The organism is Dehalobacter sp. (assembly GCA_023667845.1).
Taxonomy (GTDB): Bacteria; Bacillota; Desulfitobacteriia; order Desulfitobacteriales; family Syntrophobotulaceae; genus Dehalobacter.
The window spans coordinates 55,527-68,442 of record JAMPIU010000053.1; the positions used below are offsets into that span (position 1 = coordinate 55,527).

Consider the following 12,916-nt stretch of genomic DNA (forward strand, 5'->3'; position numbering starts at 1 on the left):
CAATTATTTAGTTATCATATATTATACATAGGAACAGATTAATAAATCCATCAATATTTTTTAAGCCACTAACTTATTTACTTTCTTCAAAAACCTGTATTCTGCAGATATTCCTGTTGAAAAGCAGGATTTGCCGCCAGGTCAAAATGGGTTACCTTTGCCAATAATATCAAAGTATTCATCCGTATATTTCTGGACAGTAGAAAATTCAATGCTCCGGCTCCTGCCGCATTGCCTATGGACCGGATGGGTACATTCGAAAAATCGGGAAACAGACCGAGTACCTGAGCACTTGGAGCGTCAATATAGTTGCCGAAGGCCCCGGCAATCAGAATTTCCTCGAGATCTTCTCCTTTCAGCCCATATTCTTTCATTAATAGCATACATCCTGTATAAATGGCGCTTTTGGCTAGCTGTACAGCACGAATATCCTTTTGGCTGATGTAAATTCGGTCGTTATCACCGGACTGTCCCTCATCCATCAGGTAGAAAACGCTGACCCCGTCAATTTTTGCCAGATAATCAGCAAATCTTTGATTTTCCGGCCGGCAAATTTTTAAATATTTGTCGGGAGGCAGCAGTCTGCCTTCTTTACTGATCAGCTCGGCTTTCAACATTTCAGCAACTGCATCAACGATACCGGAGCCACAAATCCCTTTGGGCTGTTCTCCGCCAATCACTTTTAATTTAATTTTACCTTCCGACAGTTTTACCCGTTCGATGGCTCCGTTTGTTCCACGCATTCCAAAGCGGATCGTTGCTCCTTCGAGGGCCGGTCCGGCAGCAGTTGAAGTGGCTAGCCACTTCTTCTCGTTCCCCAATAAAATTTCGCCGTTTGTTCCAAGATCAATAATCAATCTGTTCCCTTGACGTTCCCCTTCAGGCAAAGCCAGTAGGACAGCCAAAGTGTCCGCTCCGACGAAGCCCCCGATCAAAGGTAAAAAATCAATAATGGCATTGGGATGAATGTTAAGGCTCAACTCCCGTGCTGTTGTTAACACTTCACTTAAAATCGTATTGGTGTAAGGCGTCCTGCCAAGAGATCCAGGATACAAACCTAAAAAGAGGTGCTGCATGGCACTGTTGCCGCAAATCACCATCGTATAGATATTTTCAGCGCTGATCTGGTTTTGCTGTATCGCTTCCAGAATCAGGGTGTTAATGGTCTCTACTACTTTACGCTGAAGAATTTTTAGCCCTTCAGGATTATTTATCGCCGCCATAATGCGGGATATAACATCCGCACCTTCCGTAATCTGACCGTTTAAGCCGGAATATACCCCTACTTTTTTGCCGCTATTAAGGTCATATAAGTAGGCCACAACTGAGGTACTCCCAAGGTCAACGGCAAATCCATAATTGCTGGCTGAGGTGTCGCCCTGCTCAATATCAAGCAGCTGTTCGTCTCTTAAGACCAAAGTAATGCCTGTCATTTCCTGTTTCTGCATCAGCAGTGATAATTTTTGCAGAAGGCATAAAGCTGGCGTATTAATCCGGAATGGAACCGTGGCTTGAATATGTTCCCAGTCCCCGTAATAGAACGGAGTTCTTAGAAACTTCTTATCGATAAAGATCTTTTTAACTGGCGGATCGATGTTTAGCTCTGTTTCAATACGATCTGTTAAAATTGAGGCTTCATGTTTATAGTCTTCATATTTAAGATAAACGATCAAGCCGTCGCTTACTGGTTCCTGACACGCCAATACTTCCTGCCGTATGCCGTCCCTTTCTATTTCAACTGTGCATTTTTTACATGTACCTTTTCCTCCGCATACAAGATCAAGTGGATATCCAAGGCCTGAACAGGCAGCAGCGACCGTGTCATTCTCCTGGCATAAGATTTCTTTATTCTGGCTTGGAAATAGAACTTTTTTCATCATATTGTTTTCCTTTCTGTTATAATAAAACCTGCCATTTTCAGCGAAGGACAACCGTCTTTTTCCAAAAAAACATTCTAACATATCATATTATAAAACGTAACTTTCCTTAATTACAAGTCGGTAGTTTCAGGCTATTGTCGAAATAGAAATTATTTTCTAAAAAATCTCTTATTTTTTGTCTTTTAAATATATTGACTATTGAAAATTCGGATGATATATTAAAGTAAGCAAAACACCTGTATATACAATAGTATACATTATTTGGACGCAATTATCTCTTTTTATTTTCTTTATTTTTTATTTTCATGTTAGACTTTTGAGAATAATTGGAAAGGGGGATACTTATGGAGAACGCTTTTCGTAAAGCAATACAGGACAACAATGAGTTTATTGTAACATGGGAACTCGTACCCGGCCGCGGCTCTAAAGAAGTTTCTCAGGAAAAAGCGCTTCAATTGGCGGAGCAGACTGCTAAAGGGAAAAAGATCCATGCTGTTAGTCTGACTGACAACCCGGGTGGAAGTGTCGGCATTAATCCTGAGGGCATTGGCAGGGAAATCAAAAGTCTGGGCATCGATGCAATTATTCACGTTGCCTGCAAGGACAAAAACCGCACACAACTGGAAAGCCAGCTTTTTTCCCTGGAACGTTCGGGACTCCATAACTTACTGGTACTGACCGGCGACTATGATCCAGGTAATTTCTTCGGACGGCCCAAACCGGTTTTTGACCTTGATTCCACTCAGCTCTTGGCCTTTATCACCAAGATGAATGACGGGTTGGAACTTCCCACAGTTAGAGGTGTCAATAAACTTCAGCCAACCCATCTGTTTGCGGGTGCTGCTGTTTCACCTTTTAAAGCCACCGAAGCCGAGCAGATGCTCCAGTACACCAAGCTCAAAAAGAAGATCGAGAATGGTGCTCAGTTCATTATACCCCAAGTTGGCTACGATGTCAGAAAGTACCACGAACTCTATCAATTTGTGAAGCACAATAACCTGCCCGGGTGTCTGATGGGAAATATTTACCTGCTGACTTATGGTGCTGCCAAAGCGATGAGTATGAATAAAGTCCCCGGATGTGTTGTTACGGACAAGCTTGTTGCTGAACTGGAACAGGAAAAACAAAGCAGCGACAAGGGTGTTGCCGCCATGCTCGATAGGGCAGCGAAACTCTTTGCTATCCTGAAAGGTATGGGCTACAAAGGCGTTCATCTCGGCGGGCATAATACGACGTATGAACAAGTTGAATATATTATTGACCGTGGAAACGAATTGACCGCCAACTGGCAGGATTATATTCGGGAGTTTGACTATCCTCAAAAAAACGGTTTCTATGTTTACGCCAAAGATGAAAAGACCGGCTTGAATACTGCTCAAAAATCCAATGACTACAACAATTATGAGAAGAGCTTTGATTTGAATTATAAGATGTCTAGAGTTGTTCACAAGATGATGTTTGAACCTAACAAAGGAATGTTCGGCTTTATGCGCGGATTTTGTCATGCCATAAAGGATTCTGCGCTGGAAAAACCTTTCCACGGCATTGAGCATCTCGCCAAATCCTGCATGTACAATTGCCAGGACTGCGGTGACTGTGCGCTGATCGATGTAGCCTATGTCTGTCCAATGGGCAACTGTCCCAAGAACCAACGGAACGGCCCATGTGAAGGAAGCTACAACGGCTGGTGTGAAGTGTATCCGGACAAGCAAAAGTGCATCTGGGTCAAAGCCTATTACCGCTTAAAAGGCTATTCTGAGGAAGAAAAGCTGAATTCCTATCATGTGAGCCCTTACAATTGGGAAAAACAGCATACTTCAGGCTGGATAAACTTTTTTGAAGGCCAGGACCACTCTGCGGAAAGACTTGGCATTAAACCTAGAACAAAGTCCAAAGAAAAAGAATAAAGTGCTTCAGTTTAAAGGCATTCAGTCTTTGTAACCGTCCTTTAAACCTTATGACCTTTTAAATCAGTCCAAATACACTTATAATAGGGGTAGGAGAATGGAAAAAATGTTTAAAACTCCTTCAGAGATTACTGAGGGATTTGTAGAATATGGAAAGAATAAAACGAATTCTTCTATATTGAAATTGCTGCTGTTGGCAATACTAGCGGGAGCCTTTATTGCCTTCGCGGCGGAAGGCTCTAATACTGCCATTCACACCATCACTTCTGTTGGCTTAGGCAAAGCACTCGCTGGTGCCTTATTTGCCACAGGACTGATGATGGTGGTTATCACCGGAGCTGAATTATTCACCGGAAACACCCTGATTGTGGTATCTTGTATGGAAAAGGAATCAAGATGGCTAAAGATGCTGCGTAATTGGACGATTGTCTATATCGGGAACTTTATTGGTTCCATGCTTGTCGTCTTGTTTATCCTTTACTCCGGCCAGTTTGACTTTTCCTCAGGTCTACTCGGAGGGTTTACAATCAAAGTCGCCGCATATAAGACGGGCCTGACTTTCCCGAAAGCTTTCTTCATGGGAATCTTGTGTAACTGGCTGGTTTGTATGGCTGTTTGGATGGCGAATGCCGCCAAGGATATCACCGGTAAACTTCTTGCTATCTTTTTTCCGATCTGGCTGTTCATTACTTCTGGTTTTGAACACTGTGTTGCCAATATGTATTACATTCCTGCCGGCATTCTTGCCAAAGCCAACCCGACCTGGGTGGCCCAGGCTGCAACGCTCGGTGTAACACCTGAAAAACTTGCTCACCTTAACTGGGGAACGTTTGTCGTGAATAACCTTATTCCTGTTACGCTCGGAAATATCGTTGGCGGAAGCATATTTGTCGGACTTATTTACTGGCTGAGCTTCATGTACAAAAAGAAATCCACTACTGTTTTGGATGTAGACCATCTTGTTCAGAAAAAATTTGATAGTGCTTACGTAAAATCTAAATAAAGTTAAGCAAAATGTCCATAATTAAAAAAAGGGGGAAAACCAATGGCTTTCAAAAGTGATATTGAAATCGCCCAGGAATCAACCATGCTGCCTGTATTAGATGTAGCAAAAGAACTCGGAATCCCCGAGGATTATCTGGAATCCTATGGCAAATACAAAGCCAAGGTCGACTACAACTTATTAAATCAAAAAGCGGACACACCGAATGGCAAACTGATTCTTGTTACTGCCATCAACCCGACTCCTGCCGGAGAAGGTAAAACTACGACATCCGTCGGTTTAGGAGATGCTCTCCATTATCTCGGCAAAAAAACTGTCATTGCACTACGCGAACCATCCTTAGGCCCTGTATTTGGTGTCAAAGGTGGCGCCGCTGGCGGCGGTTATGCTCAGGTCGTACCAATGGAAGATATCAACCTTCACTTCACAGGTGATTTTCATGCCATCGGTGCTGCCAACAACCTGATTGCAGCGATGCTCGACAACCATATCCAACAAGGCAACGCGCTGGATATCGATGTCCGTAGAATTACTTGGAAAAGATGCATGGATATGAATGACCGCCAGCTCCGCTTCATTGTCAACGGACTTGGCGGCAAAGCCAATGGCACTCCGAGAGAAGACGGCTTTGACATCACGGTTGCTTCTGAAATCATGGCGATCATGTGCCTATCCAGCGATATTGACGACTTCAAAGCAAGAGTTGAGAGAATCATTGTCGCCTACAACAGAAGCGGTGAACCCGTAACTGCCGGTCAACTGAAGTGTCAAGGTGCTGTTGGTGCCCTGATGAAAGATGCTTTAAAACCGAACCTTGTACAAACTCTTGAACATACACCAGCTTTCATTCACGGCGGACCGTTCGCGAACATTGCTCACGGCTGCAACAGTGTTATGGCGACCAAGATGGCTTTAAAACTTGGCGACTATGTTGTAACCGAAGCTGGATTCGGTGCTGACCTCGGCGCTGAGAAATTTATTGACATTAAATGTCGTTTAAGTGGCCTGCGTCCGGAAGCCGTTGTTATTGTTGCAACCGTTCGCGCGCTCAAATCCCATGGCGGCGTAGCCAAAGCTGATCTCAACAAAGAAAACCTGGATGCCCTCAAAAAAGGCTTGCCGAACCTCTTAAAACACGTCGAAAACGTCACCATCAACTTTGGTCTGCCTGCCGTTGTTGCGATCAACAAGTTCCCAACCGACAGCGAAGCTGAACTGGCAATGATTGAAGACGAGTGCAAGAAACTCGGCGTTAATGTAGCCCTTTCCGAAGTTTGGGAAAAAGGCGGCCCTGGTGGTGCGAAACTGGCTGAAGAAGTCCTTCGCATCATTGACAGCCCGAAAAACTTTAACTTTGCTTATGACATCAACATGGGCCTCAAAGACAAGATTACCGCAATTGCCACCAAGATCTATGGTGCAGACGGTGTTGACTTCATTGGCAGCAGCTCCGCAGATATTGAGAATATCGAAAAAATCGGCTATCGTGATGTTCCGGTCTGTATGGCGAAGACCCAGTATTCCTTGTCTGATGACCAGAAGAAACTGGGACGTCCATCAGGCTTCAGAATCTCGATCCGTGGCGTGAAGATTTCTGCTGGTGCAGGCTTTGCCGTTGCACTTACCGGAGACATCATGACCATGCCCGGCCTGCCGAAAGTACCGTCTGCTGAAAACATTGACGTAGACAGCACCGGTAAGATTTCCGGCTTATTCTAAGATAAAGTTTAATATTGTTTCCAATAAGAATGAGATGGCAGCTTCGTACTACCATCTCATTCTATAAATGCTCTTAATCTTTATTCACTGACGTTGTCTATGTATTACACAGACTAGTTTCTAGAACTAGATACCAGAATTTAAGCTTTGAGTATTTTGTAGAATACTTGTCTTAAGATGACATGACTATGGGATCGCTATATATTGGTTGCTCACGCAATAATTTAGTAGCAAAAAAAATTAAGAACAGGAGATGAATATTATGTTGAAAAAGAGCTGTATTGAATTTGTAAACGCTCTGTCTTCCAAAGAGCCGATTCCTGGCGGCGGCGGTGCTTCTGCTTATGTTGGCTCCATCGGCATGGCGCTGGGTGTCATGGTAGGAAGTTTAACTGTCGGCAAGAAGAAATATGCTGATGTTGAAGCCGATGTACTCGTCCTGATGGAAAAAGGCCAGAAGATCATTGAAAAACTGCAGGTTCTGGTCAAAGAAGATGCTGATGCTTTCTATCCGCTTTCCCAGGCTTACGGACTGCCTAAAAATACTGAAGAAGAAATCCGGGCCAAAGAAGAAACCTTGCAGGCCGCTTTGGTTAAAGCAACACTTGTACCGCTCGATATTGCCAGATGCTGCGCTGACGGCATCAATCTTCAGGAAGAATTCGCTCAGAAAGGCACCCGTATTGCGATTAGCGACGTCGGTGTCGGCGTAACCTTCCTGAAAGCTGCGCTCGAAGGTGCCAAACTGAATGTCTTAATCAACACCCAGATCATGAAAGATCAGGTTCTAAAACAGAAAATTGAGACTGAACTGAATGAACTTGTCACCACATATACCGCCAAAGCCGACCGCATCTTTGCGGAAGTTCAGAATGCAATCACAGGAGGTAAATAAGCAGCATGACTCAGATTCTTAACGCTAAACCCGTTGTTCAGGCCATGAAAGAAAACCTCCAGCAGGAAGTTGCGGCTTTAAAAGCTGAAGGCATCAACCCGACCTTAGGCATCATTCGCGTCGGCAGCCGTCCGGACGACGTTTACTATGAAAACAACATTATTAAAAACTGCGATAATCTTGGCATTGCAACCAAGACCTATCCTTTGGACTTAAATATCAGCATGGAAGAATTCACAAAAGTCATGACGGGGGTCAACAATGACAGTACCGTTCATGGCATCATGCTGTTCCGTCCGCTACCGAAACAGCTGGACGAAGAAGTCATCAAGCACCTGATCTCGGCAGATAAAGACATTGACTGCATGAATCCGCTGAATCTGGCCAAAGTATTTGAAGGCGATATGAGCGGACTCCTGCCCTGCACGCCCGCAGCATGTATGGAAACCTTGAGCCATTACGGCTACAATCTTAGCGGCGCGAATGTAGTGGTCATGGGAAGAAGCCTCGTTGTCGGCAAACCGCTGGCCATGATGCTCTTAAAAGAAAATGCGACCGTGACGATGTGCCATTCCAAGACCAAAGATATGGCCGGAATTGCGAAGAAAGCGGACATCATCATTGCTGCGATGGGCAGAGCCAAAATGATCGATGACAAATACGTATCCGAAAACACCGTTGTCATCGACGTTGGCATCAACGATGCCGGAGACGGCAAGATGTGCGGGGATGTCGATTATGATGCAGTCGTGGACAAAGTCAGTGCGATCACCCCTGTACCGGGCGGCGTAGGTTCGATTACCACCGCGATTTTGATGAAAAACTGTCTGCGGGCAGCCAGAAAAAAACACTGATAAACCTTGTTGACCCAGCAATCTAAATAGTCTATGAAAGATAAAATATTTAGGATACTTTTATTTTTAGAATATAGCGTACTTTGTCGAAAAAGATATTGACCATATGTAGAAACAATGTTAAACTCTAAGCGTATACCTGTATATACAAATTTCATGAAGGAGTGAATTTGATAGATGATTATTATTGGTGAAAAAATCAATGGTACAATCCCTATCGTAAAAAAAGCGATTGAAGAAAGAGATGCTGACTTTATCCGCCAGCGTGCGATTGACCAGACCAATGACGGCGCCCACTACCTAGATGTCAGTGCCAGCACATCACCTGACGTTGAAGTGGAAACACTGAAATGGTTAATGGATATTGTTCAGGATGCCGTTGACACTCCCCTCTGTATTGACAGCCCCAATCCGCGTGCAATTGAAGCCGTTTTTAAATATGCCAAGAGACCGGGGCTTATCAATTCCGTTTCCATGGAAGGCGACAAATGCGATGTCATTTTCCCGCTTATCAAGGGAACGACCTGGGAAGTCATTGCGCTGACTTGCGACAATGACGGAATTCCGAAAGACGTTGACACCAGAGTCAGAATTGCTAAGCAAATGGTTGAGGAAGCTGCTAAATATGATATTACTCCTGACAGGATGCATGTCGACCCCTTGGTTATTGCTTTGTCTACTGATAACAATTCTATGTACTCCTTTAATGAAAGCATGACAAGAATCAAAGAAATGTACCCGACAATCAAGATCACTTCCGGTTTGAGCAACATCTCTTTTGGAATGCCTTTAAGAAAAGTTGTGAACCAGAACTTCCTGGCCCTGGCTACTTTCTTTGGTATGGATTCCGCAATTATGGATCCCTGCAGCAGAGATATGATTGCAACCCTGCTCGCAACTGAAGCATTAATGGGTAAAGACAAGAACTGCAGAAAGTTCAGCACCGCTTTCAGACAAGGTAAAATTGGTCCTGTGAAATAAAGATAGACAAGAAAAATGAAATTTGTGACCACTAGAAAGGCGTTCCCCTTCTGGTGGTCCGCAAAACCTTTTAAAGCCAGGTGAATAAAATGATTAAAAACATATTGGTTGACGCCCATGTTCATTTGGCTTTGGATGGAATAGCTTTTAAAGAGGCACGTCTGCTGCACAAAGATAACCCCAATTCAACTATAATCACCAATTTCCTTAGGAAATATAAAAAAATGGGCATTTGCGCACTACGTGACGGGGGAGACAACTTAAATGTATCTCTTCTGGCCAGGGAACTGGCCCTTGAAGAAGGAATGATTCTCCGGACCCCTGGTTTTGCGATCTACAAACAAGGATGCTACGGCAGCTTTTTGGGCAGACCGGTTGCCGATATAGCTGATTTCAAAAATGTTTTTAAAAAGCTGCTTGCGTTAAAGCCCGATCATCTTAAGATACTACTGACCGGACTTGTAGATTTTGATCAATTCGGGAAAGTTGACGGCTCACATTTCAGTTATGATGAAATGTACTACATGATACAGACAGCAAGGGATCAAGACCTTCCCGTAATGGTCCACACTAACTCGGCAGAAGCAGTTGGTATCGCTGTGAGAGCCGGTGCAAATACAATTGAGCACGGTTATTTTTTGACAGAACATGAATTGCAGCTGATGCTGGAACACGATGCCATCTGGGTCCCTACATTAGCACCTTTGGGCAACCTGATTACTTCAAAAGACAGCCGCTTTACAGACCAATTGCCGAATATTGCCCGGATTTATGATACGCAGAAAGCCCAGGTCAAAAAAGCCTTTGAATTAGGCGTAAAAATCGCCGTTGGCAGCGATGCTGGTTCATACGGGGTATCCCACGGAAAAGGTTTCTATGATGAAGTCGGTCACATGGTTATGACAGGAATAAGCAAACACGCCGTTTTGGAACTGGCCACTGCAAACGGAATCAGTGCTTTAAATCTCAATAATAAAGAATTGGATTATATCTCCTAAGCAAAAAAATCGATTGAATTGAGAAATTATGATAAAGACAACAGTGATTTGTTGTGAAATGTTGAAAAACGAGCTTTCTACCATCATCGAAAAACTAGCATACACTAATCCTGTCGTCTGGATCTCCTCGGAATATCATAACATCCTGAGACCCTAACCCTACGTGCTAAATTACTAAGTGAAATCAATAAGTATTATTTTGTAAAAAAATTCTTTTTAAGATATTAAAAAGCAAATACCACAATTGTTTATAATAAATTTTGTATTTATTAAAGCAAAAGTGTCATAATCCTTGTATATACAAAGATATACAAACCTATACAGGTAATTTTTTAATTTTTTATTTATATACAAGTATATATAAATTATGCTGTTAAGAATTGAATAATTGCTATTCAGCCTCCCATTTCGTTCATTAACAACGGATCAATATATTCCCGAAAAATTTCGTACTATAATAATCTTAAATTTACACTGTCTATTTTATACCATTTTTACTGCCAGAGCTCTAATCCTTATATTTTTAAAAAAGTTTGTGAATTTACTCATAAAGGACCCGATTTCGAGTTAAAACCTCAGTACACGACACTTTTTACTTTAAGTATTAGCTATCTGTAGCAGCTAAACGATTTAAAGACAACGTATAGTTATTGAAGGAGGAAACGCAATGGACGAAAAACTACAGGATGAAAAAAAATTACTGGACGAAACAACACTGTCAGTAGATTTAGCTACTCAAGAGCTTTACGTCAAGGCCCGGAATGACGGTTCCGAAACACTCTGGGACAGAAAAGCCGCTCTCAAAAACCAATGCGGTTTTGGTGAGCAAGGTGTCTGCTGCCGGATTTGTACCATGGGTCCTTGCCGCGTCAGCCCGATTCCAGGAAAAGGCGTTCAAAAAGGTATTTGCGGCGCCACTGCGGATGTTATTGCTTCCAGGCATTATGCCCGAATGGTAGCAGGCGGTTCATCTGCACACTCCGATCACGGCAGACATATTGCCCATGTACTTCATATGGCAAGTCCGGACGGAGATTATCAAATCCGTGACGAGAAAAAACTGCTGAATGTTGCAGCCAGATGGGGTGTGGCTACAGAAGGCAAAGATATCTACCGGGTTGCCCATGAAGTTGCTGAAGCAGCTCTGAATGATTTTGGCAAGCCTTTTGGTTCGATGGTTATTCCGCCAAGTATTACTAAACAAAGATTAAAAGTCTGGGAAGATAATGATATCCTCCCCGATGCTATTGACAAAGAAGTTGTATCGATTATGCATGCTACACATATGGGCTGTACCGCTGATGCTGAAAGCATGATCAATCTTTCTATGCGGACATCTTTGACCGACGGTTGGGGCGGTTCCTATATCGGTACTGAATTCAGCGATATTATCTTTGGAACCCCGATGCCGAGAGAAATCGAAGCCAACATGGGTGTTATTGAGAAAAACATGGTGAACATTGTCTTGCATGGTCATGAACCCAGTTTATCGGAAATGATCGTTATTGCCGCTGATGACCCTGAGCTGAAGGCTCTGGCCAAGAGTGTCGGCGCAGAGGGAATCAACCTGGTCGGCATTTGCTGTACCGGCAATGAAGTCGCGATGCGTCATGGCATTAAAATTGCCGGGAATTTCAATCAGCAGGAGCTCGCGATTGTTACCGGCGCCGTTGAGGCCATGATTGTGGACGTTCAATGTATCTTCCCTGCCCTGGCCAACCTGGCTCAATGTTACCATACCAAATTTATCACAACCTCAAGACTTGCAAAAATTAAAGACGCCGTTCATATCGAATTTGATGAGAACAACGCCTATGAATGCGCAAAGAGAATAATTCGGAAAGCAGTAGAGAACTATACAAACAGAAAGCACGAAAAGGTTTCCATCCCAACACATAAATCAACCGGCACGATCGGTTACAGCAACCAGGCTATTATTGGCCAGTTGGACCGCGTTGTCAATTCTTATACGCATAAGCCAGGCACGTTTGAACCATTGGCGCAATGCTTAGTTTCTGGTGTATTAAGAGGCGCAGCCGGTGTCGTCGGCTGCAACAACCCGAAGGTGAAAGGTGACCATAGCCATATCGAGATCATTAAAAAGATGCTCGCCAATGACGTCATTGTTGTTGTTACCGGCTGTGCGGCTCAGGCTGCTGCCAAAGCTGGTCTCTTAAGCAAAGATGCTGTCAAGTATTGCGGAGTAGGCTTACAAAAAGTATGCGAACTGGCCGATATCCCTCCTGTTCTGCATATGGGCTCCTGTGTTGACAACAGTCGTATCCTTGAACTGGTTGGTGAAGTAGCCAAGATTCTGGGACTCGATATGAGTGAATTGCCGGTTGTCGGCGCAGCTCCGGAATGGATGTCCGAAAAAGCTATCGCCATCGGTACCTATGTAGTAAGCTCTGGAATTGATACCTTCCTGGGCGTTGTTCCTCCGGTAACTGGAAGCCCGGAAGTTACAGATATCCTGACCAACAAACTGGAAGACTGGGTAGGAGCAAAATTCTACTTTGAAACAGATCCGGCTGTAGCCGCAGAAAAAATGCTGGCCAGAATTGAAGAAAAGAGAGCCAAAGTCGAAGCCCTTAACGTTCAGAGAATGAATGTCACCGGCTATGACGACTTAATTCCTGCCGGCTTTTAAAAAACGCGGCCATGGTCGTTTTGTTGCAA

At 43.7% G+C, this 12,916-nt stretch carries 9 protein-coding genes; 8 read left to right on the plus strand and 1 reads right to left on the minus strand.

Going from position 1 to position 12,916, the window contains the following annotated elements; translation table 11 throughout:
• Positions 1-86: 86 nt before the first annotated feature.
• Entirely contained in the window at positions 87-1,880 is a 1,794-nt protein-coding gene (locus NC238_03865) for an ASKHA domain-containing protein (GenBank protein ID MCM1565094.1), read from the minus strand.
• A gap of 344 nt (positions 1,881-2,224) precedes the next feature.
• Between NC238_03865 and NC238_03870 the strand changes: the two genes are divergently transcribed.
• The 8 genes from NC238_03870 to cooS all read left to right on the plus strand — a co-directional run bounded on the left by NC238_03870 (position 2,225) and on the right by cooS (position 12,887).
• Positions 2,225-3,787: a methylenetetrahydrofolate reductase C-terminal domain-containing protein gene (locus NC238_03870; protein MCM1565095.1), complete on the plus strand. Its 1,563-nt coding sequence runs from the start codon at positions 2,225-2,227 to the stop codon at positions 3,785-3,787.
• A gap of 97 nt (positions 3,788-3,884) precedes the next feature.
• A complete protein-coding gene (locus NC238_03875; protein ID MCM1565096.1) occupies positions 3,885-4,790 on the plus strand; it encodes a formate/nitrite transporter family protein in 906 nt (301 codons plus the stop codon).
• A gap of 42 nt (positions 4,791-4,832) precedes the next feature.
• Positions 4,833-6,509, plus strand: a complete 1,677-nt coding sequence (locus NC238_03880; protein ID MCM1565097.1) for a formate--tetrahydrofolate ligase — start codon at positions 4,833-4,835, stop codon at positions 6,507-6,509.
• 262 nt (positions 6,510-6,771) lie between these two features.
• Entirely contained in the window at positions 6,772-7,404 is a 633-nt protein-coding gene (locus NC238_03885; protein MCM1565098.1) for a cyclodeaminase/cyclohydrolase family protein, read from the plus strand.
• A gap of 5 nt (positions 7,405-7,409) precedes the next feature.
• Positions 7,410-8,258, plus strand: a complete 849-nt coding sequence (locus NC238_03890) for a bifunctional 5,10-methylenetetrahydrofolate dehydrogenase/5,10-methenyltetrahydrofolate cyclohydrolase (GenBank protein ID MCM1565099.1) — start codon at positions 7,410-7,412, stop codon at positions 8,256-8,258.
• Between the two features lie 177 nt (positions 8,259-8,435).
• Positions 8,436-9,239 (plus strand): methyltetrahydrofolate cobalamin methyltransferase, encoded by an 804-nt coding sequence (locus NC238_03895; protein ID MCM1565100.1) that lies wholly within the window; start codon positions 8,436-8,438, stop codon positions 9,237-9,239.
• An 89-nt stretch (positions 9,240-9,328) separates the two neighbouring features.
• Positions 9,329-10,237, plus strand: coding sequence for an amidohydrolase family protein (locus NC238_03900; protein ID MCM1565101.1), 909 nt, complete (start codon positions 9,329-9,331; stop codon positions 10,235-10,237).
• Positions 10,238-10,904: 667 nt separating this feature from the next.
• Positions 10,905-12,887, plus strand: coding sequence for an anaerobic carbon-monoxide dehydrogenase catalytic subunit (cooS, locus tag NC238_03905; protein MCM1565102.1), 1,983 nt, complete (start codon positions 10,905-10,907; stop codon positions 12,885-12,887).
• Positions 12,888-12,916: the final 29 nt, after the last annotated feature.